General features: G+C 37.6%; 27 protein-coding genes. 1 reads left to right on the top strand and 26 read right to left on the bottom strand.

Annotated features, from left to right (window positions below):
- Positions 1-58: 58 nt before the first annotated feature.
- From IPU53_RS17435 to IPU53_RS17410, 6 genes are all read right to left on the bottom strand, one after another.
- Positions 59-1,039, bottom strand: coding sequence for a biotin--[acetyl-CoA-carboxylase] ligase (locus IPU53_RS17435; protein WP_207452290.1), 981 nt, complete (start codon positions 1,037-1,039; stop codon positions 59-61).
- Positions 1,000-2,217, bottom strand: a complete 1,218-nt coding sequence (locus IPU53_RS17430) for a CCA tRNA nucleotidyltransferase (RefSeq protein ID WP_242698382.1) — start codon at positions 2,215-2,217, stop codon at positions 1,000-1,002. The genes IPU53_RS17435 and IPU53_RS17430 overlap by 40 nt, the downstream gene beginning before the upstream one ends.
- A gap of 13 nt (positions 2,218-2,230) precedes the next feature.
- Complete coding sequence (bshA, locus tag IPU53_RS17425; RefSeq protein ID WP_207452288.1) at positions 2,231-3,358, bottom strand: N-acetyl-alpha-D-glucosaminyl L-malate synthase BshA; 1,128 nt, start codon at positions 3,356-3,358, stop codon at positions 2,231-2,233.
- Positions 3,355-4,071 carry a bacillithiol biosynthesis deacetylase BshB1 gene (bshB1, locus tag IPU53_RS17420; RefSeq protein ID WP_207452287.1) on the bottom strand — a complete coding sequence of 239 codons (717 nt, stop codon included), beginning with the start codon at positions 4,069-4,071 and terminating at the stop codon, positions 3,355-3,357. Before bshB1 ends, bshA begins: the two co-directional genes overlap by 4 nt.
- A gap of 135 nt (positions 4,072-4,206) precedes the next feature.
- A complete protein-coding gene (gene dapB / locus IPU53_RS17415; protein WP_207452286.1) occupies positions 4,207-5,010 on the bottom strand; it encodes a 4-hydroxy-tetrahydrodipicolinate reductase in 804 nt (267 codons plus the stop codon).
- Positions 5,003-5,347, bottom strand: coding sequence for a nucleotide pyrophosphohydrolase (locus IPU53_RS17410; protein WP_207452285.1), 345 nt, complete (start codon positions 5,345-5,347; stop codon positions 5,003-5,005). Before IPU53_RS17410 ends, dapB begins: the two co-directional genes overlap by 8 nt.
- A 336-nt stretch (positions 5,348-5,683) precedes the next feature.
- On the opposite strand from IPU53_RS17410, the gene IPU53_RS17405 reads away from it, so the two are divergent.
- On the top strand, positions 5,684-6,559 hold the full coding sequence (locus IPU53_RS17405; RefSeq protein ID WP_207452345.1) for a YitT family protein: 876 nt from the start codon (positions 5,684-5,686) through the stop codon (positions 6,557-6,559).
- Between the two features lie 84 nt (positions 6,560-6,643).
- Here IPU53_RS17405 and purU read toward each other — a convergent pair whose 3' ends face one another.
- The 20 genes from purU to spoIVA form a co-directional block, all read right to left on the bottom strand.
- Positions 6,644-7,546 (bottom strand): formyltetrahydrofolate deformylase, encoded by a 903-nt coding sequence (purU, locus tag IPU53_RS17400; RefSeq protein ID WP_207452284.1) that lies wholly within the window; start codon positions 7,544-7,546, stop codon positions 6,644-6,646.
- A gap of 135 nt (positions 7,547-7,681) precedes the next feature.
- On the bottom strand, positions 7,682-8,359 hold the full coding sequence (locus tag IPU53_RS17395; RefSeq protein ID WP_207452283.1) for a zinc metallopeptidase: 678 nt from the start codon (positions 8,357-8,359) through the stop codon (positions 7,682-7,684).
- Between the two features lie 65 nt (positions 8,360-8,424).
- Entirely contained in the window at positions 8,425-9,213 is a 789-nt protein-coding gene (gene ypjB / locus IPU53_RS17390; RefSeq protein ID WP_207452282.1) for a sporulation protein YpjB, read from the bottom strand.
- A gap of 72 nt (positions 9,214-9,285) precedes the next feature.
- Complete coding sequence (locus IPU53_RS17385) at positions 9,286-9,882, bottom strand: DUF1405 domain-containing protein (RefSeq protein WP_313886516.1); 597 nt, start codon at positions 9,880-9,882, stop codon at positions 9,286-9,288.
- Positions 9,883-9,954: 72 nt separating this feature from the next.
- Entirely contained in the window at positions 9,955-10,734 is a 780-nt protein-coding gene (locus tag IPU53_RS17380; protein WP_207452281.1) for a menaquinol-cytochrome c reductase cytochrome b/c subunit, read from the bottom strand.
- Between the two features lie 36 nt (positions 10,735-10,770).
- The gene (qcrB, locus tag IPU53_RS17375) at positions 10,771-11,445 is read right to left on the bottom strand and encodes a menaquinol-cytochrome c reductase cytochrome b subunit (RefSeq protein ID WP_158322321.1); all 675 of its coding nucleotides are present in this window, start codon (positions 11,443-11,445) and stop codon (positions 10,771-10,773) included.
- Positions 11,446-11,462: 17 nt separating this feature from the next.
- A complete protein-coding gene (locus tag IPU53_RS17370) occupies positions 11,463-11,975 on the bottom strand; it encodes a ubiquinol-cytochrome c reductase iron-sulfur subunit (protein ID WP_242698380.1) in 513 nt (170 codons plus the stop codon).
- Between the two features lie 158 nt (positions 11,976-12,133).
- Entirely contained in the window at positions 12,134-12,583 is a 450-nt protein-coding gene (locus IPU53_RS17365; RefSeq protein ID WP_207452280.1) for a YpiF family protein, read from the bottom strand.
- Between the two features lie 226 nt (positions 12,584-12,809).
- Positions 12,810-13,370, bottom strand: coding sequence for a ReoY family proteolytic degradation factor (locus IPU53_RS17360; protein WP_207452279.1), 561 nt, complete (start codon positions 13,368-13,370; stop codon positions 12,810-12,812).
- A gap of 26 nt (positions 13,371-13,396) precedes the next feature.
- A complete protein-coding gene (locus IPU53_RS17355) occupies positions 13,397-14,659 on the bottom strand; it encodes a tetratricopeptide repeat protein (protein WP_313886515.1) in 1,263 nt (420 codons plus the stop codon).
- A 180-nt stretch (positions 14,660-14,839) separates the two neighbouring features.
- On the bottom strand, positions 14,840-15,727 hold the full coding sequence (locus IPU53_RS17350; protein ID WP_207452278.1) for a hypothetical protein: 888 nt from the start codon (positions 15,725-15,727) through the stop codon (positions 14,840-14,842).
- 120 nt (positions 15,728-15,847) lie between these two features.
- The gene (aroB, locus tag IPU53_RS17345) at positions 15,848-16,951 is read right to left on the bottom strand and encodes a 3-dehydroquinate synthase (RefSeq protein ID WP_207452277.1); all 1,104 of its coding nucleotides are present in this window, start codon (positions 16,949-16,951) and stop codon (positions 15,848-15,850) included.
- Between the two features lie 551 nt (positions 16,952-17,502).
- Positions 17,503-18,285 (bottom strand): CheR family methyltransferase, encoded by a 783-nt coding sequence (locus IPU53_RS17340; RefSeq protein WP_207452276.1) that lies wholly within the window; start codon positions 18,283-18,285, stop codon positions 17,503-17,505.
- Positions 18,286-18,359: 74 nt separating this feature from the next.
- Positions 18,360-18,806 (bottom strand): nucleoside-diphosphate kinase, encoded by a 447-nt coding sequence (gene ndk, locus IPU53_RS17335; RefSeq protein WP_207452275.1) that lies wholly within the window; start codon positions 18,804-18,806, stop codon positions 18,360-18,362.
- A gap of 387 nt (positions 18,807-19,193) precedes the next feature.
- Positions 19,194-20,156 carry a heptaprenyl diphosphate synthase component II gene (gene hepT / locus IPU53_RS17330; protein WP_207452274.1) on the bottom strand — a complete coding sequence of 321 codons (963 nt, stop codon included), beginning with the start codon at positions 20,154-20,156 and terminating at the stop codon, positions 19,194-19,196.
- Between the two features lie 19 nt (positions 20,157-20,175).
- The gene (locus tag IPU53_RS17325) at positions 20,176-20,883 is read right to left on the bottom strand and encodes a demethylmenaquinone methyltransferase (RefSeq protein ID WP_207452273.1); all 708 of its coding nucleotides are present in this window, start codon (positions 20,881-20,883) and stop codon (positions 20,176-20,178) included.
- Positions 20,883-21,680, bottom strand: a complete 798-nt coding sequence (locus tag IPU53_RS17320) for a heptaprenyl diphosphate synthase component 1 (RefSeq protein ID WP_207452272.1) — start codon at positions 21,678-21,680, stop codon at positions 20,883-20,885. The genes IPU53_RS17325 and IPU53_RS17320 overlap by 1 nt, the downstream gene beginning before the upstream one ends.
- 101 nt (positions 21,681-21,781) lie before the next feature.
- Positions 21,782-22,006 (bottom strand): trp RNA-binding attenuation protein MtrB, encoded by a 225-nt coding sequence (mtrB, locus tag IPU53_RS17315; RefSeq protein ID WP_207452271.1) that lies wholly within the window; start codon positions 22,004-22,006, stop codon positions 21,782-21,784.
- 231 nt (positions 22,007-22,237) lie between these two features.
- Complete coding sequence (locus IPU53_RS17310; protein ID WP_057988285.1) at positions 22,238-22,510, bottom strand: HU family DNA-binding protein; 273 nt, start codon at positions 22,508-22,510, stop codon at positions 22,238-22,240.
- Between the two features lie 326 nt (positions 22,511-22,836).
- On the bottom strand, positions 22,837-24,315 hold the full coding sequence (gene spoIVA / locus IPU53_RS17305; protein ID WP_207452270.1) for a stage IV sporulation protein A: 1,479 nt from the start codon (positions 24,313-24,315) through the stop codon (positions 22,837-22,839).
- Positions 24,316-24,425 lie beyond the last annotated feature (110 nt).

The following is a 24,425-nucleotide window of genomic DNA, read 5'->3' as shown; positions in this document are numbered from 1 at the left end:
TGCAGTTCGTATAGATACTGCCCAACTAAATTATAACAAACTCTTTTCCATCTGACCATTAATGAATGAAAATATCTGCTGAATAAATAGAATGAACTTGACCATTTCCATCGCGAATTAGAAGCACTCCGTCGTTTGTGATTCCCTCGGCAATGCCCGTTATCTTTTCCCTACTCGTTTGTGCTGTTATTACTTTTCCAATACTGACGGCATATTCTTCCCAAATAATCTTCAGGGGAGCGAAGCCTTTTTCTATGAAAATCAAATAATATTTCTCTAAATTCTTCAAAATATGTTGAACAATTATTTTTCTCTTTATTCTTTTCCCAGACTCAATAAATAAAGAAGTTACTTTATCCTGTAATTCATTAGGAAAATCTTGAATATCCTGGTTCACATTGATCCCCATGCCAATGATTAAATAATTGACTTGATCTGCTTCTCCTTGTAATTCCGTTAAAATGCCTGTAATCTTTTTGCCATTCAATAATAGGTCATTTGGCCATTTTATTTCAGGTTCTAGCTCAAACAGGTCCTCAATCGCTTTCGCTACAGCAATGGCGGTAATGAGTGTAAATGGTGGTGCTTTTTCTAAAGGTACGATTGGTCGTAAAATTAAACTCATCCATATCCCTTTTTGTTTAGAAGAATGCCATGCACGTGACATTCTTCCCCTCCCACTTGTTTGTTCCTCAGAAATGATCAGCGTGCCCTCGGGCGCACCTTTAGCTGCCTCTTGATGAGCAATTTCCTGAGTAGAAGTAGTTGTTTCCAAATGAATCACTTTTTTTCCCAGTATAGTTGCTTCGAGTCCATATAAAATTTCATTTTCCGTAAGCCCATCTGGTAAATGTATTAAACGGTAGCCTTTTTTTCGAACAGCCTCAATTTCAATGCTTGATTTTCTCAGTTCCTCTATTTGTTTCCAAATGGCCGTTCTAGAGCAACCAATTAGATCGGCAAGATGTTGACCTGATAAATATTGCCCCTCCGCTTTAGCTAAGGCTTCGAATATTTGTTGCTTGATGGATTTTCCCACTCCTTCACCCACCCCCGAATCATTTCCCGTTCATTTGGAATTTTTTGATTAAGAATTTCCTCTTCCAGTTGATTCAATAATTGACTTATCCATGCCCCTGGCGCTTTTTGCTTCCATTTCAACACATCTGTTCCAGTAATGGCTAATTGCGAACGGTCCGTAATTGGAAATTCAGCAAACTGTTCATAGATTATAGCTGTTACTAAACGAGGGCTTTTATCTTGTAAAACACAAGCTACCTTCTCAACCATCCCTGCAATCTCCTTACCTGCTCGGTAAAGTTGGACATTTGTCCATTTATTTTTCATTCGCCAGGTCAAGAATGATAATGCTCGTTGTAGCTTCTTTATTTCTTTTGTTGGCATTTTCCACTTTTTTAATTGTTTTTGAGGTTCTTCCGCTTTTTCTAAATACAACGCTAGTAACCATCGTTCCATAAGAGTTAATTCCTCTATAGGCATTTCGAAGATCTGATCGATTATATAATCTTGATTAAAAATAGCAGGCCAATAATGGTTTAATTTGGATTTTCTTGCTATTTTTAAAGCGCATTTTACTTTTTTTCCTTTTAAAAGTTTCTCCATCTCCAGCAAAATTCTTTCTATAGCAATATTTTGCAGTAACGGAGCTTGTTGGATTAATGCTTCTTCCGTCCTTGAATCGAGTTTAAAGCCAAGCTGGCTGACAAAGCGTATGGCTCTCATTAACCTGAGAGCATCTTCGCCAAATCGTTCTGTTGCGGAGCCGACAGTTTTTATACAGCGCTTTTCAATCGCTTCTCTGCCATTGAAGGGGTCCTTGATGATTCCTTCTTCATCCATAGCCATTGCATTGATCGTAAAATCTCGACGCCTTAAATCATCTTGTAAAGAACGAATAAAAGAGACACTTTCAGGTCTACGAAAATCAACATATTTGGCTTCAGCCCGAAATGTCGTGACTTCATAGCCCCGTCCTTCGTGAATAACCAATATCGTTCCGTGTTCGATCCCGACATCCACTGTAGAAGAAAAAATGGATTTTACTTCCATTGGAGTGGCTGAAGTCGCAATATCGATATCATGGATTTCCCTTTTAAGAATATAATCTCTCACTGCTCCACCAACATAATATGCTTCATAGCCCGCTTCCTTTAGTCGAAGAATGATTGGCTTTGCCTGGATGAATAATCTGTCCATCATCATAAACTCCTTATTTTACCTTTTCGGTAAAAGATTGATACAACTGCTCATATTGCTCCACAATCATATGCGAAGGGAAATATTTTTCAGGGGTAATGATCGCATTTTCCGAAAGTTGATTATACAGAGTCGGATCCGTTAAGATTAAAATCGCTTTTTCCGCGATCGATTCTACGTCTCCGATATTGCAAAGAAATCCATTAAAACTATCCATAATCACTTCCGGGATCCCACCGATATTCGTTCCAATACAGGGGACACCACAGGCCATTGCTTCTAATGCTACTAATCCAAAACTTTCTTTTTCCGAAAGAAGCAGCATAAGATCGCTGATTGAGTATAATTCTTCCAAATGATCTTGTTTTCCTAAAAATAATACTTTGTCTTCAATGTCCAACTCTTTTGTTAAATGGCATAAATTTGACTTCTCCGGTCCATCACCGATTAGCAGAAGTTTAGCAGGTGTTTCTTCAGCAATTCTCGCAAATGCTGAAATAACATCATCGACTCTTTTAACCGGGCGAAAATTAGAAACATGAATCAATACCTTCTCATGTGGATGAATGCCGTAAGCTTCTTTTAATTTCTCCGCATTCACCTTATGATACACTCGCTCATCAATAAAATTATGAATAACACGTATTTCTTTCTCAGGATGGATCAAATCATTTGTCTGCATTTTTAAAGCCTGTGATACAGCTGTTACAGCATCCGATTTTTCTATTCCAAATTTAATCGCTTCAACCAAAGTAGGATCATACCCAAGCACAGAAATATCTGTGCCATGTAAAGTCGTGACAATTTTAACATCGCGATCAACCATTTGTTTTGCTAAGATGGCACAAACCGCATGAGGAATTGCATAGTGAACATGTAGAAGATCAAGCTCTTCTCTTCTTATCACTTCAGCCATTTTACTTGCCAAAGCAATATCATAAGGAGCGTATTGAAAAACAGAATATTGATTAACTGATACTTGATGAAAAAATATATTGGGATGTAAAACATTTAAACGGAACGGTACATTAGAAGTGATAAAATGAATCTCATGTCCTCTTTCAGCCAATAATTGACCTAGTTCCGTCGCTATTACACCAGAACCACCAACAGTTGGATAACACGTTATACCAATTTTCATAATTTCTCACCAAATAAATCCTCATGTAATAATAGTGGTTTATTGGCCACAAACCCCTCTGCAAAAGAAACGCCCACTTCTTTTCCAAATAATTTTTCTCTTGCTGTTACTGTTTCAATATATCCTTCTGTTAAGGGTGTTTGGACCCCTTTCTCCGCCTGAAAAAACTGTGACTGATACATTTGAAGAGCTTGAATCTTATGTTCTATGTGATTGGTAATATCCACCATGAAAGTAGGTGTTGCAAAACCGTTAATCATATAGTGATATAAAAAAGTAGGTTTATGAGCCTTTGCATCACCTGCAACTAGATATTTTCTAATGCCCGCTGAAAAAAAAGCCTCCGTCACCAGTTGTGCACAATGTTCATGATCAGGATGCCGATCTTTATAATATGGCGCAAAAATGACCTTAGGCTTATATTTACGTATCACTTGTACCATTTCTCGTATATGCTTATCTGCTATACTCAACCCACGATCAGGAAATTTAAGATTTAATCTTTCCCGCACACCAAGCAAAGTAGCCGCTTTCTCAGCTTCATCTCGTCTAGTAATGACATCTCCATTTGATGATAGCTCAGCTTCTGTCAAGTCACATATGACGATTTCCTTCTTCTCCTTTGCCCATTTCGCTAATGATCCACCCATCCCGATCTCAACATCGTCAGCATGGGCACCGAAAGCAAGGACATCTATCCCTTGTTCATTCATATCTTCTATTCCCCCTTCTGTAACTTATTCCAAATTTCTTTTCCTCGAATCAACTGGTAGTAATATTTCCATTGCAAGAATTCGAGTAGAAATAAGAATGGTAAGTGAGGGTGTCCTCACTTCAACAGTCTCGCTTTATACAAGAATATGCTCTAAACCATATACTAACGTATCTAAAGACATAATTGTTTCTATGGAAACTTTTACACCTGACATAAACGATGCGCGATTATAAGAATCGTGGCGCAAAGTAAGAGTTTGTCCTTCCGCACCAAATAATACTTGTTGATGAGCAACCAAGCCTGGAAGACGAACACTATGAATTCGCATTCCATCATAGTTCGCACCTCTTGCACCTTCGATTGTTTCTTTTTCATCTTCATGTCCTTGGCGATGAGATGGGCGATTTTCTTTGATCATTTCTGCTGTTTTCACTGCAGTCCCCGATGGTGCATCTAATTTCTGATCATGATGCATTTCCATAATTTCAACATCCGGAAAGTATTTACTTGCCATTTGTGAAAATTTCATCATTAAGATAGCTCCAATTGCAAAATTTGGAGCAATAATACACCCTAGTCCTTTTACTTCCGCTAAGCTTTTGAGCTCTGATAATTCCTCTTGAGAAAATCCAGTTGTGCCGACTACAGGTCTAACGCCATAAGTTAAAGCTGTTTTCGTATGTAAATAGCCGGTTTCAGGTGTCGTTAAATCAATAAGAACATCGGCTTGCTCATTTTGAAAACATTCCTCTATGTCTGTGTAAACTTTTACCTGTGATTGCGATGTTTCCAAAATATCTGCTAACTTCATTCCATTATGTCGATGATCAATCACGGCCACTAGTTGGAAGTTTTCTGTTTCTTCTACAAGCTTGACTGCTTCTCGTCCCATCCTTCCCCGTGGTCCTGCAACTACAATCTTAATAAAATCACTCATTGGATTTCCCCCTCTTTTTTGTCCATCTATCTTTGTCTCGCGTATTAAATTTTTTCATCACTCGATCATGAGCACTTTGTAAATCAATCTCTAACGAATTAGCCATGCATATCATCACAAATAATACATCACCTAATTCTTCCTCTATTGTTTTTTCTTCTTCCGAAGATTTCTTTGGCTTCTCACCATAATAATGATTAATCTCACGAGCTAATTCGCCTAACTCTTCTGTTAATCGTGCCGTTAAAGCCAGTGGACTAAAATATCCTTCTTTAAATTGGCTGATATAATCATCAACTTCTTTTTGCAATGCTTGTATTGTTTTTTGATTACTCATATAAATCAACCTTTCCAATATGATCACAATTGAATTCTGCCATTTCATTTACGCTTATAATGACAGACAAAGGGGAATGATTAACTAATACATCTTAAGATGCTTCACTTTATATTATCGAATTCTTTTTTTTTATACAAATATTACCGCTTGGACCCTGAGCTATTTGCTATCCGTACTTCCCTTTATTTTTGCATACTAAGAACACAATGATTATAATAGATGAGCTTACATAATATAATATGAAACTTCATTCAGCGGGATTTTTTCTCACCCTGATTGTTGCCAGTTCATTCGCGATAAATTTATAGACTTCAGTATATGCTTGGGGGCAAAATCATGTTTGGTATAAAAACTAAAAATGTGGTGCTTATCTTATTTGGCGCAGCAATTTTCTCGTTTGGACTCGTTCATTTCAATATGCAGAACAATTTAGCGGAAGGTGGTTTTACAGGAATCACACTTTTACTGTATTTTGTTTTTGAAATCGATCCATCTATTTCCAACTTGGTCTTGAATATTCCAATATTTTTTATTGGTTGGAAGCTCCTTGGACCAAAACCATTTACTTATACTCTAATTGGTACGGTCGCTGTTTCCGTCTTTTTATTCATTTTTCAAAGATTCCATTTTACGATTCCTTTAAATAATGATATGTTTTTGGCTGCTTTATTTGCCGGTGTTTTTATTGGAATTGGTTTAGGAATCATCTTTCGATATGGGGGAACAACCGGCGGTGTCGACATTATTGCTCGACTATTTTTGAAATATAAAGGTTATAGTATGGGAAAAACAATGTTCATGTTTGATGCTATCGTGATTACCGTCTCATTATTAACTTATTTAGATCATATTGAAGCAATGTACACCTTGGTAGCCGTTTTTGTAGCAGCCAAAGTGATTGATTTTATTCAAGAAGGATCCTATGCAGCAAAAGGCGTATTCATTATATCGGAAAACAAGCATGACGATATTGCGAGTGAAATTTTGATGCGCATGGGGCGCGGAGTAACCGTACTAAGAGGTTATGGCTCATTCACAAAGCATGAGAAAGAAATTCTCTATTGTGTTGTTGCCCGAAATGAAATCGTCCATTTAAAAAAGCTCGTTAATGCTGTTGACCCTGCCGCTTTTGTTTCCGTAACGACTGTCCATGATGTAATGGGAGAAGGATTTACTTTGGATGAGAATAAAAGACCACTCGATGTGTAGCCTTAAGATTGCATAACATCCCTTCAAACCACTTCATACTATAAAAAACCTTCCCACGCATGGGTAAGGTTTTTTTCAAATGTATTAATCAAAAACAATCGTCTTATTACCTGTTACAATGACTCGATCTTGCAAGTGCCATTTAACAGCACGTGCTAATACACTTCGTTCAATGTTTTTACCAATTTTCTTTAAATCTTGTACTTGGTCTCGGTGATTCACTCGTTCTACCCCTTGCTCAATAATCGGGCCCTCATCTAGATCGTTTGTCACGTAATGCGAAGTTGCGCCAATCAATTTAACTCCACGGGCAAACGCTTTTTCGTACGGTCTTGCTCCAATAAATGCAGGTAAAAACGAATGGTGGATATTGATGATTTGTTTTGGATAGTGGGAAACAAAATTTGGTGTTAAGATTTGCATATATCTTGCTAAGATAATTAACTCTATACCATGATCCTTTAAAATCTTCAGTTGTTTCTCTTCCACTTCATTACGGATTTCTTTATTTGCCGGGATATAGTAAAAGGGAATTCCTAGTGATGCCGCTAATTCTCGTGAATCCTCATAATTACTAATGATGCAAGAGATATCCATCATTACATCTCCATTTTGCCATTCCCACAATAACTCTCTTAAGCAATGTGGTTCTTTCGATACAAAAATGGCGGTTTTTTTAAGGGAACTTACATAACGAAACTCATATTTCATATTGAAACGAGAACCAATCTCAGCGAACTCTGCTTCTATTTTCGCTTTCTTTTCTGTTAATTTTGGACAAGCAAATTCCATCCGGATAAAAAAGTTTCCTCCTACAGGATCCTCAGAATATTGACTTGATTCAAGAATGTTTGCATCATGTGTTTGTAAGAATGTTGAAACTGTAGCAACAATTCCTGGCTGGTCTGGACATTTAATAAGTAATCTTGCGCGATCTAAATTATTTTGACGATATTCTTCCAATGTCTTTCGATAATCTTTCAGCATTTCATACCCCTCTAACTGTATAATTCTTATTTAAAATAGTTTAACAAATAACAAGAAAAGCGCAAGGCGCCCCTATCCAAAAAAAACATCTATTCCAGCCCAAAGGAAAAACCCGGAATCTCCGGGTTTAAATCACTAATCTCTAGAACTTGTGTAGATTAAGATCAATCTTAATAGTTCAAGGACTGCAACTGCAGCAGCAGCTACATAAGTCATAGCAGCAGCATTTAGAACCTTCTTTGCATCGCGCTCTTCTTCGTTATTAATAATCCCTAATGTCACAATTTGATTCATCGCCCTTGATGAAGCGTTAAATTCGACGGGTAAAGTGACGATTTGGAATAGAACACCAACAGCCATCAGAATAATTCCGACAAGCATTAACTGAGAAAGAGCGCTAAAGAAGATACCGGCTAAAATAAAGAACCATGCCATATTTGAGCTTATGTTTGCTACTGGTACTAAAGCATGTCTGAAGCGTAATGCTGCATATCCCTCTTTATCTTGGATAGCATGTCCAACCTCATGAGCGGCTATTGCAGCGCCAGCAACAGAATGCTTACGGTAGTTTTCCGAAGACAAATGAACCGTTTTTTTCATAGGATTATAATGATCACTTAAAACCCCTTTTGTTTCTACAACAGCTACATTTGAAAGTCCATTCGCATCCAGTATCCTTCTAGCTACCTCTGCTCCACTCATCCCCGCTGAAGTTGGAACTTTGGAAAATCGAGTATAGGTGCTCTTCACTTTCATTTGCGCCCAAATCGGTATTAAAATAATAATGGCCAAATAAATCAGATACTGTACCATTTATATCCTCCATATCATATTGAGATACTTCTATTTTATTCTAAAGGACAAGAATGGTCAATTATTTATACCCTTCGTTTTTTTGAACTTTTCTTGAACTTCTTTTCTCCTCTATATTGTTTCCAACTTACATAAGATAAAGTCGTGATAATAATTCCACCCGTCATCATGATAACCCACCAAATGGAAGGATCTGTATCATCTTTTTCTGCTCCAGAAAAGAGACTTTTAAGATCTGCTTCAATTTGATCTAGTTCTTGTAACCAGCTTTGTTCGGAAAAAGAAGAACGATACCGATCCAAATAAGTAATTCTCGAATCTAATTTTTGAACTTTCTCGACAGATAAATCAATTTTCAAACTCGGTAGGATCACTGCGTATTTCGTGAGAAAATCATTTAATTCTTCGTTATATAAAACTTTATCCCCTTCCAAAGCGGCATTTTTCACATTTTGAAAAGATCCCAGAATGTTATCTTTCATACCAAACCATAACGGTTGATATTGAGAGGTCACAGCATCTGTCGCCAAGCGAAATGACGTTACTCGCTTGACTCTATCTTCATGGCTTAATGTAACACTTGTTAATGCATTTAATGCCTCATAGTGAACAGCAGTGACTACGCGTAATTCATCCATTGTTAAAGATTCCAATTTAGTTCCTTGCTTCGCAAAAGTATCTCCAAATTGTTCTAGTAGATTCTTTGCTTCTTCAAATCGGCCAAATTTTGTCAGCTGTAATGCCTCATCGGCTATGTGATTGAGTTCTTGCATTGTCGTTTGCGATTTTGCCAATACGGAATGGCCAAAAAGGATTGTGCAAGCGAACAGAAGGATAACAACTTTAAATTTCATACCTTGTCCCTCCTCATACTACTGTTATCTGTATGATGAAAAGGACAAGATTAGACCATATAGGATTGAAATTTAGTAAATCGTGAGCGTTCGATTTTGCTGATATTGGCGGGCGAAATAATACGCGATCGCAATAGTGAGGATACTTAACCAGAAAGTAAAATAGCCAATATGGCTAATATACCCCTCTAATCCAGGGTAGACGGGATACTGCATGTACACATAATCAATGACATCATTATGCAAGGTCCAAATAGCCGCAACCGTCACATGCCACCATTTCATTTTATAAAACATTGCATATAGCAGTCCTTGGAGTGCCATTGCTCCATGGGAAACCATTAACATATACCCTTCCCAAGGCAGATCGCCTGTCACCTTTAAAGTCAGGATATTCATCACGACAGCCCAAACTCCATATTTAACGAGCGTGATTAAGGCCAAAGCTTCAAATAATGGCCAATTTCTTTTTAAAAGAAAAGCTATTAAAACAAAAACAAAGAATAGACTTGCGGTTGGACTATCTGGAACAAATGGAATGAAAATAGTAGGCGTTTCAGACAATTGATATCCATACCAAATATAGCCATAAATTGTTCCCAAAATATTAATAATCAATAACATCCATAAAAATAAGCGGTTTCTTAAAATAAGATATACAAAGCTCACTAGCAATATTCCTCCGAATGTTTAATGTACAGAAAGAAAGCCGGCTATTCGCCGGCTCTTATGAATTACTTATTATTCTTCTTCACTTTTCAAGTTTGCAATAAAGTCAGCAAGCTTGTCAAGATCTTCCTCTGAACCGTCATATTGATCAGCGGGCATCGTCCCAATTCCATTATGGGCAATGTCTTTCACTTCATCAACTGAATGACCAGTGTCAACAAGCGATGGAGCTGCAGGACCACCCTCTAGATTTTCCCCGTGGCAATTTATACAGCTTTGTGCTGAATAAACTTGGTAACCTTCAGATTCTTTGTCAATTTCAACATCTACTTTTTCTTCGATTGCTCCTTGAGCCTTTGCTGCTGCCCAGTCATGGTTCGCTGCTGCTTCCCAAGTAAGATAGAAAACACCCGCAAAAGCTAGTAGCATAAAACCTGTTGCAAAAGGTCTTTTAGACGCACGACGTTCTGGGCCGCGATCAAGAAATGGAGCAAGAGTAAGAGCACCAAATGCAAGACCAGGAATAACTAAAGTACCTATTACGTTATAAGGGCCTGAAGCATAAGTATATTTAATCAGCTGATACAAAAACATAAAATACCAGTCAGGAACCGGTATGTATCCTGTATCAGTAGGATCTGCAATTCTTTCCAACGGACTTGGATGAGCTACAGTTAGACATAAAAATCCAATTAAGAAAACAGCCCCTACTAGCCACTCTTTCAAAAGAAAGTCCGGCCAGAAAGCTTCCGTTTTTCCCGGATATTCGGAATAGTCTTTTGGTAAATTCGACTTCCGTGTTGCCGAAATACGGGAATCACCAACAAATTTCATTCCTTTTCCACGATGCATTCTGTCCCCTCCTTTATGTGCATTTTGTTAATTTTTTTACAATGGTCCAGAAATACCTTGTCTCCGAATCATAATAAAGTGAGCTGCCATTAAGGCGATAAGTGCAGCTGGCAGGAAAAATACATGGATTGCGAAGAAACGTGTTAATGTCTGAGCACCAACAATTGTAGGATCTCCAGCAATTAACGTTTTCAAATGCATTCCAACAAGTGGAACAGATTCAACAATATCAAGTGTTACTTTTGTAGCAAACAAAGCTTTCATATCCCAAGGAAGCAAGTAACCGGTCAAGCCAAGTGCAAGCATAACGAAAAAGATAAGTACACCAACTACCCAGTTTAGCTCACGCGGTTTTTTGTAAGCTCCTTGGAAAAATACGCGCAATGTATGTAAGAACATCATGACAATAACCAGACTCGCACCCCAATGGTGCATACCACGAACAATTTGTCCGAAAGCAACTTGATTTTGCAAATAAAATACGGATTCCCAAGCGTTTTTAATATCAGGTACATAATACATCGTTAAAAACATACCTGAAAGGATTTGTATAACGGTTATGAAAAATGTCAATCCGCCAAAACAGTAAACAAAAGCAGAAAAATGATGAGCAGGGTTTACATGCTCAGGCACTTCATGATCCGCAATGTCTCTCCATATCGGCGTAATATCCATACGCTCGTCAATCCAGTCGTACATCTTATTTAGCAAGATATTAGCCTCCTTTACTATTTTTTGACGAATGGATTTTCAACAGGTGTTCCTAGCATCAAAAAGCCATCTTTTTCTTGTGTTGGATAAGCATCCAAAGGTCCTCTTGGCGGAGTTCCTGGAACGTTTTTCCCATTTTTTTCATAGAGGCCACCATGGCAAGGGCAATAGAACATGTCAGGATGTTTATCGCTTCCTTCCCAGTTAACCGTACAGCCTAAATGTTTACAAATTGGTGACAGCGCAACAATCTCGCCAGCATCATCTTTGTAAACCCATGCTGAGTTCGTAACTTTTGATTCATACCATGCATCAACTTGATCATATTCAAAATCGACACGAACTGGATCTGCCGTTATATCGGCTATTTTCTTGTCTGTCATTTTGAAGTCACCAGATGCTTCTACTTGTAAAACTGGATCAATAGCGAAACGAAGCATCGGCATCAGCATTCCAGCTGCCATGAAACCACCAACTCCGGTAAGAGTATAGCTTAAAAATTGACGTCTTGTTACAGGATTCTTGCTCATCCTTATCCCCCCCTCTGTCAGTAAGGTAAGTCCAACGGACAATTCATGCACATTATTCAAACTAGGACATCATTATGATATATCAATAAACGCGAGAGGTCAATCATATAGGAAGGCAAACATTGTCAACAATGTGGCAAATTCATAACACTTTTTCTTCATCCCCAATTTTTAATCATTTTGGGAATCAAAGATTTTAGTTGGTCATCCATTGCTGCATGTTTATATTTTTCTTCCATATGTTCAAGAGGAATGCTCGGGACATAAAAAAAAGAGCCCAATTCTTCTTCTCCAAGAGAATTCCAGCGTTTATCTGCTGTTAAAAAGAAAACGTGACTAAAACCGCCTTCCTTTGCCTGAACTCTCCACGATGATAATATCTCCCCTTCAGCCTCTGGCTCTTGAAGGTAAGTAACCGATGGCAATAACACCAATCTACCTTTAAATTGTCTTTCAAGATGCATAGAAAGCAATTGAATAAACTCACCTTGCTCTGCTGCCCGTTTCATATTTGCACCAAAATCTACGGGTAGTAGAGGAATAAGAGCCGTATCGACATACTCTTTTTCGCGAATAAAAAGTTCAACATCTTTCACATTCCACTTCAAAAATATACCCTCTTTTCTAATATGTTCTTATTTGTATTTTATCATTCATATTAATTGCTTGTACAGAATTAGGCATGCTAATAGAAAAGCGCAAGCGCCTTGAACTAGGAAGAAAGGCTAAATTCGCACCGTCCTGGCAATGCCGATGAATTCACATCCTGTGAGCTTCTCGGGGCTAGGCGCTGGAGCTAGATCCAAACACTAGACAAACCTAAAAAGCCTTCTCTTAAGAAGAAGGCGGTCTAGATTTCTGCAAGTGATTTAGTTGTTGAACAAGCTGTTCAAATTTGGATTGATCTCGTTGATCTAAAGCAGCATCAATTTCTTTTTGCAATTTTTCTTTTTGATGCAATAGAATACTTTGCGATAAAAAATCCTCAGCATACTTTTTATCCTTCTCTGTTAACAGGACCTTTGTTTGGATATATGGATTTTCTTCCAACACAGCAGCATATTGATAAGATAAATGGGCTGCCCTAAAATTAATCTGAATATAAATCTCTTCATCGCGATTTAATCTAATATCATGAAAAGATTTTTCCGCATCTGTCGTCATAATGTTTTCTTTATAAAAGCGAAAAGGCACGTCTCTTGAACAATGCGTAGACATCACAAGTCCTCTAGGGCAAAATTGTGCATCTTCAACGAAATGAACTTTTTGCAGAAGCTTTTCATGACTCATCAGATAATTTAGAATCCAAACAGACTCCCTTCTTTTTAGTTGATAACGATTTAGAAACCAGCGGATAAATTCCTTCTTCTCGTTGACAGATACAGGGGTTTCCATTTAATATCCCTCCTCTGCGATTCAGACTATTCTTCAGTCAGCCTTTCTAAAATAGAAATCCATTCCTCATTTGTTGGTTCTATGTTTGCCAATTGTTTAAAAACATTTACTGCTTCGGATTTTCTTCCTTCTTCTAATAAAAAGTACCCATAATCTTTTAAGAAGCTTTGATTATTTTTAAAATCATTATATGCGAGCTCATACTGTTTTAATGCTTCTTTATATTTTTCAAGCGATTGAAAGCTGATAGCCGAATCCCAATAAAATTGTGGTTCGACACCCCCTTCTTGAATAAACAGTTCTGCTATTTCCAGAACATCCTCATACCTTTCTTGATGAAGTAACAGCTTGTTTAAAGTTGTTGCAGCCTCGATAAATTCAGGGTCTAATGCAAGTGCATTTCTGAAATAGCTCTCGGCTTGAACTTCTTCTCTAACCTTTAATGATAGCTTTCCGGCATAAAAAATTAGATCTTTATTAAATTCGTCCAGTTCGATCCCTGCTTGCACTGCTTCTAATGCTTCCTCTAGTTGCTCCTCATGTTCAAAACTTTTGGCTAAGTAGAGATAAAGGGAAAGATAATCAGGATCAAGCTCCTTAAGTTGCTTAAATGCTTTAATGGCTAAAAGATGTTGCCCCACTTGGAAGGAAGTAAGCCCATAACCAAAAAGTGTATCTGCCTCCACTTTTCGATCCAATGCTTTTTGATAAAATGGCAAAGCTTCCTCGAATGCTCCTCCTGCACTCAAAGCTTCCGCCATCCGTGAGTGAACGTTCATACCCGCAAACTCGACCTCTTCCTTCTCCAATAGAAGTGTATAATATCTGGAAGCTTCTAAGAAACGACCTTGTGTCATATACAATTCTCCCAAAGCAAAATCAATAACAGACTCTTGTGGTAAACGTTCTTTGGCAAGTAAAAGTTTATGTTCACTTACTTCATATAACCCCTGCATTTGGTATAAGTCAGCCTCTATTAAAAGCGCCGCAACATATTCAGGGTCATCTGTTGTAATAGTCTCTAAATAAGCATATGCTTGCTCATCATCATTCATTTCAATGCTTAATTCTGCTAAGCGTAGTTTTAGCTCACTTTCTTCAGGATAGGTCTCCAATAAAGTTTCATACAATTCTTTCGATTCCGATAAATAACCAAACCTTGCCAATTCCTCAGCAGATAATAATTTTTCCTCGTCTGTTCCCTTTGCAATGACTAGTTCTAATTGTTTTTCAGCTTCTACAATATCTTCTGCTTGTAAGTGTTGAATCATTCGTTCTGCTGCATTCACAATAAAATTCCTTTCTAAACAGTTCTTATAGAGGATGTTCAAATGTCTCTGCGAGATAAAGGTCCTTCGACTAAGTACCGACACCTCATGTGTCGAACGTCTCCACAACACGGATGTATGCTGACAGAACGTCAGCACCTTTAGTCGACTTGATCCTTTTTTGAACACACTTATAGTTTCTTATATAAAAAGTCCAGTTTGCTGAATTTTCATTTCCTTACCAAAGCCTGGTCGAAAAATGGGACTTTGGTTTAAGATGACAAACTTTCCATTATGAACAGAAATATGTGGAACGATGCTACGATCATTCCAGGATGAAAGATTACCTCGTTTAGCTTGTTTTAAAACAAGGTTATAACTTATTTCGCCACCCGCTTTCAAAACTCCTTTTTTCGGATACAAACCAATTTTCTTCAAAATATCAGGGTTTAAAGGTTTGTTTGAAGGTGGAGGGGTTGGAAGATGATTGATCTTTTCATATTGAAGAATTTCATGCCACTTTTTTAATAAATGTCTTTGCAGTAAAGGTTTAACTACATTAGAAACATCCGGAATGAATAATGGTTTATTCGGATAAGAAGTTTCTCTTATCCACCCCCAGGGAATTCCCTCTAATTCTTGGCTATTTTCCAATTCTACAAATAACATTGGAATTTTCTCTCTATTACATAGCTGAACGATTTTAGGGGTCAATTTATTTGCCTTCAATTTCACACCTAATACATAATCAATCGAACTATTCAAGAGCTCTAATCGCTTTTTCTCCAGCTTTTCTAAAAACTGATGCTGATACTGGATTGCAAAATCAGTCAATATACAGCCACAACCTTTTAACAAATATTCTTGCGAAAAGTACGTTTTAAATGCTTCGAAGGAAAAACTGGGAATGTTGGGAGAATAAAAAACAAATGAAGGAGTAAGTAAAAAAGCTTGTACATTTACTTTCATCACATTAAATTTTGGCACTGAGTACCCAATATAACGTATTTCATTTTTTTGAACAAGTACAGAGACTTTTTTTAATTGGTCCGCAAATAAGAGCGTCACATCTTCCATCAAGTAGCGCATCGATTCCTTCCTTTCTGTGAAAATAGCTGTTATAAGGGATGTTCAAAAAGACCGGTGCTTTTTAAACACGCACTTAAAACAAACTATGCTCAATCGGAAGGAATCATGCGAAAACTTCCATTAGCTATTTAACGATTTTCTTTGTAATTGCGTTGTTAAAATGAACTTTTCATAGGTTCTCTTTAATTGCTCTTCTTCCACTTCTTTGATAACTGGTTTTCCAATTTCCTCTAGTAGGATAAACCTTGGTTTGTTTGCAAATGATTTTTTATCTCTTTTCATGGAGATGACAGCTTTATCGAAGTCAAATTGTTCAGCAATTTCCAGCTGATAGCCTAATGTCCGTAACCATTGTTCAAAACGCTGGATATCCATCTTGAGCCCTGCTTCAGCTTCACTTAAATATAAGGCATATACTAAACCAGTCATAATCGCCTCGCCATGCGTCACGGCTCCATAACCAGCATTGGCTTCTATCGCATGGCCCAATGTATGACCAAAATTCAAAACTGCGCGAAGCCCATTTTCCCGCTCATCCTGATGAACAATTTTCGCCTTTATTTCGATGCCTTTTTTCAATATATAACTTAAATCCTGCTTGTTAATGTTTGTTAAATCCGTAATTGAATTCATCAAAAAATCAAGCAGTTCTTTGTCTGCTATGAAAGCATGCTTGACTACCTCAGCAAACCCTGAACGGATTTCTACTAGCGGAAGTGTGTCTAAAAAATTGGTATAGTAATACACCCCTTCTGGCTGATGGAAGGCCCCGATCATATTTTTTCCTAGTGGGTGATTAATTCCTGTTTTTCCCCCGACTGCACTATCATGCGCTAAGATTGTTGTTGGAACTTGTATAAAACGAATTCCTCTCATGAAAGTCGCGGCAACAAAACCAGCTAAATCTCCAACTGCTCCTCCACCAAAAGCGATTATACAAGATTTTCGATCAAGGCCATTGTCTAATGCAAACGTAAGTGCCTCCTCATAAACAGAGAACTGTTTTGCTTTTTCACCGATAGGCATCTTATAGACAGAATAATCAGCCAATCCAGATAAACAAGATTGTAACTCGTTCAAATGTAGATTTGCTACTGTGTAATCTGTCATGATAAGAATTTTCGTATAATCCTTTTCTTCTACATGATCAATAAGCGATTGGAGCGCCTTTTCACCAATGACAACAGGATATGTTTTCGATGAAGTTTGAATATGGATCGACATAAATTCTCCTCCTTGATTCATCATAGACTCTCGGCATTCACCGATTTGGATGGTACAAGGTTTTCTTGTACTATTTTTGATTTCTCCTCTACATTTTATAAGGGATATTTCACTTTTTATGGAATTTCCATTCTATATTGAACGAGATCATCATCTACAAATGGCGAGTCTGCTAATCACCGGTGATTTTCGTTCTAGGCGGACGCTGCAGAATGCAGGTCACAAAGGCGTTGCGACGTACAAGGACACTAGTACAGGCGATGTTGCGCTTTGAACCTACCGCCAGGACGGCGCGCGTATTTAGCCTTTGATCTATAAAACACTCCTGCGGGCTCACCGCCCGCCCCGCGGAAAAGCGAGCAACTTTAGCGGAATCAACCACGTTTAAAAATTACATTTGTGGCGCTTCTTTGGCGTGCCTTTTTTGAAAAGGTTTTGAAAAACGAATACCGAAATTACAATAGGGCCTAGATTCCCAGTAAAACTTTGGTCATTCGATGGATTTACACCTTGAGAGTCTATCATCTTTTTTTTCATCGTTATCTCTATACTTAATAGCTATCACATTTTTTATAGAAAAATGTATCTTCTACCTCTAATCCATATTGTCCAGGATTAAATATTTGCTCGGTGCTGCCAACAAATAGGACACCGCCTGGAGCAAGTGCTTGCGAAAATTTTTGATATAAACGATCTTTTGCTTCCTCCGTAAAGTAAATAAGCACATTTCGACAAACGATCAAATGATAGCCAGAGTCAAATGGATCAGCTAGCAGATTCGTCTTTTTAAACTGAACTGGTTTCTTGATAACATCGCTAATTTTATAAACAGAACCATCTTTAACAAAATGTTTCTTTCTATCTTCAGTTGACATTTCAGCTAGAGAGCGTTCTGCATATATTCCAAGTTTTGCTCTTTCAATTGCCCCTTCATCTATATCTGTAGCAAGGATGGAAATCTGCTGCATTGGCATAAACCGGGATAAAATCATTGAGATTGTATAAGGTTCTTCCCCAGTTGAAGATGCTGAGCTCCAAACCTTTAGCATTTGATTTTCCTTTAATAAACGGGGCAATATTTTATTTTCTAATACTTCCCATCGACTTCGATTACGATAAAACTCCGTTACATTAATCGTCATTCTATCCAAAAATTCTTCTAAAAGGTCTTGATCTTGATCTAATTTTTCAAAGAACTCACGAAATGATCGATATCCCTTTTTTTGAAAAAGTGAGGTAAGTCTTCTTTTCATTTGTGCTTCTTTATACAGAGATAAGTCAATTCCCGTCTTTGTCTTCATTGAAGTGATAAAAACCTCATAATCTTGACTCAAATTCTTCCCCTCGTCTATCTAAAGAAATATACTATTAGATTAAAAAGCCCCCTGTATAAACAGGCGGCGGTTAATTAATAAATCCAATTATTGATGAGTTTTGAATATTCCACAAGTTCGTCATCTCGAAAGAAAAGTTTTATTTCCCTTTCAGCACTTTGCACAGAATCAGAGCCATGAATAATGTTTTTCCCCATAATTAAGCCAAAATCTCCGCGGATCGTACCTGGTGCTGCCTCTTGCGGATTTGTCGTCCCCATCATTTGCCTTGCAGTTGCAATGACCTGCTCCCCTTGCCAAACCATCGCAAATACGGGGCCAGAGGTAATAAATTGAACGAGTCCTGGGAAAAAAGGTCGTTCTTTATGCTCTGCATAGTGGCTTTCCGCCAGTTCCTCAGAAATAGACATTAGCTTTGCGCCAACTAATTGAAAGCCCTTTGCTTCAAAGCGAGATATAATTTCTCCAATCAATCCCCTTTGAACTCCATCAGGTTTTACCATTAAAAATGTTTTTTCCATATTTTTATATCCTCCTGCTAAAAATCGATTACAATTGACAAAACTTATCAAAATAATATCACTATTTCCTATTATTGGCAATGCTCTCAATACTTGTTCAAAAGGAGGATAAAATGGAGCAAGTCGGATAAAGGCGCTGACGTCCAGTCAGCAACACCACCACTAGTACATCCTTTACGTCGAAAGTTCGAGGCGGCGAAGTCTTCGAGCACTAGGAAAGCTTCCTCGAATCTGCATGAAGGAAAAGTGGTATCCTTTTAGAAGCAAGCCAACGAGCCTTCACAGGAAGTGGTTACTTCGACGTTCGACACAGGATGTGTCGGCACTTAGTCGAAAATCATATATCCTGCAGTGTCATTTTTTACCGGACTTTTTGAACAACCCCTATCAATATTTTCTCTTGCCAATATATTTTGCAATATCTTGTAACATTTTTTTTGCAGGATTTGCCGGGAGATCATTCAGTAAAAGCAACGCTTTGTTTAAATATTTTTGACTTACATCATATGATTTTTCAATTGCAGGTGAATTTTTTATTTGGGTAATAATGTGCTTCATTTCTCGTTTATCAGTATCTTCACTGACATTTAAAATTTGCTTTCGAAGCTGTTTATCTTCCATAGCATAAAGGGCAGGTAACGTAATATTTCCTTGCCTTAAATCCTCTCCAGCAGGTTTGCCCAAGGTTTCTTCTGTAGCAATAAAATCAAGGATATCGTCAATAATCTGATAAGACATTCCGATACAATAGCCGAATCGGTAAAGGGTTTTGTATGTTTTTTCGTCTGCACCTGCTGCAATGGCACCAAGTTCACAGCTTACAGCAATTAATAAAGCTGTTTTCCTCCTTATTCTGCGCAAATAATCTCTTATATTTTGATCAAAACGATATTTGTCTTTTATTTGTTCAATTTCTCCTTTGCACACTTCAACAATCGCTTTTGCCAAAGTACGATGCGCAATGGAATCTTTAATATTCGTCATATAATCGAGAGATCTTGCTAACATATAGTCACCAGTATACATTGCTACCCTATCGTTCCATGTATAATTAATCGTTGCTTGGCCTCTTCTTAAATCAGCCTCATCAATCACATCATCATGAACTAGAGAAGCCATATGAATAAGTTCTAACGCTATGGCAGCATTTTTAACAGTATGTATATCATAAGTCCCGAATTTTGCGCATAAAAGAACAAAGATCGGGCGAATTCGTTTTCCCCCAGCCTTTAATAATTGAATGGATGCCTGCTGCAATAAATCAATATCGGAATGGATCGATGCTTCCAATTCGGTTTCAATTAATTCTAGATCTGTTTTTAAGGGAGAATTTATTAAATTAATTTTCATTTCATTTCCACCTGGGTTATTATTTCTTTTTTATTCCGATATGGGCCGCTGCGACACCGCCTGTAAAAGATTTGTAGATCACATCCACGAATCCTACTCTCCAAAATAATTGGGCCAATTGATTCATTCCGGGAAAATCGCGTGCAGATTCTTGCAGCCAAGAATACTCTTTAAAGCTCTTCGCCAAGAATTTGCCCATAAGCGGCATTAAAAAACGAAAATAAATATAATAGCCTTGGCGATACACAGGAAGATTCGGTTGAGACGTTTCCAAGCATACAGCCATTCCCCCCGGCTTTAAAACTCGTTCCATTTCTTGTAGAACCTGCTCATAATCTGGGACATTTCGTAGACCGAAACCAATTGTGACATAATCAAATTGATTATCTTCAAAAGGTAATTCCATAGCGTTCCCCTGAACAAGTTCAACATTTGTTAATTGTTCATGCTCGATCTTTTCTTCCGCTACATGCAACATATTATGACTGAAATCTAGTCCAATTGCTTTCCCTTCAGGTCCTGTTGCTTTTCCCAAAGCAATCGTCCAGTCCCCTGTACCACAGCAAAGGTCTAAACAAGTCTGTCCAGGCTGGACATTCATTTTCTTCATCGTTTCTCTTCGCCATTTTTTATGTTGCTGGAAACTGATAACTGAATTCATTTTATCATAATTTTGGTAGATATTTTCAAAGACCCTATGAACATGCTCTTCGTTTGGTTGTACCATTATCTTTCCTCCACCCGCAGGCTTGAGAGATCAAAGTAATGACGATTCAACTGATTCAATCGTGTTTTCACAATTGCAGGTAAATTAGGCAAGGACTTCATGATATCTTCAAGCTTTATTTTTGATTCTGTAGCATACTTAAAGCAAATACTTTCAAGGGTAGTTGTTTCAGGAACATGAGGTAAGCAACAACTTGCCAAGCTTTTGAAAAAAAGGTTTTTCTTGCCTTCTCTCATATTTCTGATTTCATTTAATAGTTTTTTTAAGAATAGAAATTCCTCGATCAATTCGTTATAATGTGATGCCTGATCAAAATGATCATTAAATTTCGTAAGCAGGATGGATTCCACTTGTTTAATACATTTCATAAATAGGTGATCATTCCCCTCCCCCATTTGAAAAATACTTATTTTTTGTTCATTTATTATCCTGATCGCATCTGCTAAGTTTTTAATTAATTCTATATTTTGGTATCCAGCTAATAAACTATAGTATAGGCCACTATAGTAATCACCAGCCAAAACCTTGAGCTGTTTTTCTTTTACAGTTGTTAGCTGGTGTTCTGTTACCTTCTCATGCATATCAATCGCATAATGAGCAAGCATAGCCGCTGAAATATATGTATCCATTTCTTCTTTTTGAAAATCTGCATTTCGTAAGGAATGGACCAAAAAAAGAATTCGGTCTTCATCAATCATCGACGGTTTCACGTATTGACTGAAATAAGGATGAAAGCTCTTTTTTTCAACCCTTTTCTTTAAGTTATGAATTTGTTGCTCATAATTAAAAACCGCCATTTAGTAAGCCTCATTTCTATCGCATTAATCAATATGTTCCTTTGTGCACAAAATTCATTATAACATAATGGTGTGGGGTATGGCGATTGTCTATTAAGAGGCTATTTTGTTCTTTCACTATCTATTTCGCCAAAAGCCGTTAAAATCTTGGCTTCTCCTCTAACCTTTATAGCAGAAGTATGTTCAGTAAATTGAGCGATCATCACTTCTCCTTGATCTAGCTTCTCTGCATGATGAAATTTAGTATCGGACCCTCTTGTGAGTCCAATTACATTCACACCATCTTCTAGCGATTTAATAATAATAAAATCCGACTGTTCCTTCAATCATTACACTCCTTTGGCTTTCATCTTATTCTTAATCACTATCCAATTCTATGCATTCATATTCATAAAGTGAAATTTCTATCAGTGAGGGGGATTAGTGCCCATTAATGTGGAATAAAGCATCCGCTATTTTATTGTACATAGTACCACAAATTGTTTGCAATATAAAAAGGAACTGCCTAAATAGACAGTTCCTCCCTACACTCTTTCACAAGAATGTATGTAAAAATATTATTTTACAGCATCTTTTAATGCTTTACCTGGTTTGAAAGCTGGAACTTTGCTTGCTGCAATTTCAATTTCTTCACCAGTTTGTGGGTTTCTACCTTTACGTGCTGCACGTTCGCGCACTTCAAAGTTTCCAAAACCAATCAATGCTACTTTATCGCCATTCGCCAATGTATCTTGAATTGATTGAAATACGGCATCAACCGCTTTAGTTGCATCTTTTTTAGAAAGCTCAGCTGCTTCGGCAACAGAATTAATAAGTTCAGTTTTGTTCATGCCATTCACCTCCTTCTAAGAAAATAGAGAAACCAAGTTTCTCAACCGCTATTACATTTGTAAACAATTTTATGAATTTCTAAACATGCAACGGCAGAAATCCTATCACAATTGCTGGAAATCAGGGATTCATCAGCAATTCTGTTTAAAAGATTAACATAATAAATATCGGTTAGCAAGAATTAATGCGGCGAAAAATGGAAAAGATGCCGAATTTCGTCAAATTCGGCATCTTTTTTAATAAAAAGTGAGTTACCACGCGTTTCATTCATTAAATTTAATGTATTCACAAACTTTAATTTAGTATTACAAGCTTTTCATTTCCCTTACAAAATAATGGCAATTAAGCCTCCTGATCCTTCGTTAATAATTCTTTCGAGTGTTTCCTTTAGTTTATACCGAGCATTTTCTGGCATCATGGCAATTTTCCCTTGTATTCCTTCTCTCACAAGCGAGCTTAGACTTCTACCAAAAATATCTGAATTCCAGATGGATAATGGATCATCTTCAAAGTCCTGCATTAAGTAGCGGACAAGTTCTTCACTTTGTTTCTCTGTTCCAATAATTGGCGAGAACTCTGATTCAACATCCACTTTAATCATATGGATAGAAGGGGCTACGGCTTTTAACCTAACACCAAATCTTGATCCTTGACGAATGATCTCAGGCTCATCAAGACTCATATCTGTTAAGGAAGGAGCCGCAATCCCATAACCCGTTTGTTTCACCATCACCAGCGCATCTGAGATTTGATCGTATTCCCTTTTCGCATCCGCGAAATCTTGCATTAATTCTAACAAATGGTCTTTCCCTCTAACCTCGACTCCCACAATTTCTTTTAACACATCATCATAAAGTTCATCTGGGGCAAATAAATCAATTTCGGCAATGCCCTGCCCCATATCTACTCCTGCCATACCAGCATTATCGATATAATCATATTCATAGAATTGCTGGACAACACGATCAACATCACGCAAACGTTTGATGTCTTTCACTGTTTCTTTTACAGCTTCTTGATAGTTAGCTCTTAACCAATGATCTTCTTTTAAAACCATGACCCAGCTTGGCAAATTCACATTTACTTCAAGGACTGGGAATTCATAGAGAGACTCCCTGAGGACACTCATGACATCCTCTTCTCTCATCCCCTCAACAGACATAGCAAGCACAGGGATATCATATTTACCTTCTAATTCCTTTCTCAGTGCCTCTGTTTCAGTGTGATGCGGACGGGAAGAATTAATCACCATTATAAATGGCTTTCCTACTTCTTTCAGCTCATTTATCACACGTTCTTCTGCATCAATATAATCACTACGTGGAATATCACCAATTGTGCCATCTGTTGTAATAACAACACCTAATACAGAGTGTTCTTGAATAACTTTTCGTGTTCCAATCTCAGCTGCTTCGTGAAATGAGATGGGATCTTCATACCATGGTGTGTGAATCATTCTCGGCCCGTTCTCATCTTCATAGCCTTTTGCCCCTGGGACTGTATACCCAACACAATCTACAAGCCTTACATTTACTTCTAGCCCCTCATCCACCTGAACAGTAACTGCCTGATTGGGGACAAATTTCGGTTCAGTTGTCATAATCGTTCTTCCTGCCGCGCTTTGTGGCAGCTCATCCTGAGCCCGTGCTCGATCTGCTTCACTCTTAATATTCGGTAGAACAGCTAATTCCATAAACTTTTTAATGAATGTGGACTTACCTGTACGAACAGCTCCTACTACTCCCAAATAGATGTCCCCGCCCGTTCTTTCCGCAATATCTTTAAAAATATCCACCTTTTCCAAGAGGTTCCCTCCTATCATTAAGTTCAAGGGACAAACCATAATAGATGCTCGTCAATATATGTTTATGATGTTGTCCGATTCTCATATGACCATAATTATTACCAACTAAA

Source organism: Bacillus sp. SD088 (genome assembly GCF_017355205.1).
Taxonomy (GTDB): domain Bacteria; phylum Bacillota; class Bacilli; order Bacillales; family Bacillaceae_C; genus Lederbergia.
Note: the sequence above shows the minus strand (reverse complement) of the source record. Positions and strands in the feature narration are given on the sequence as shown.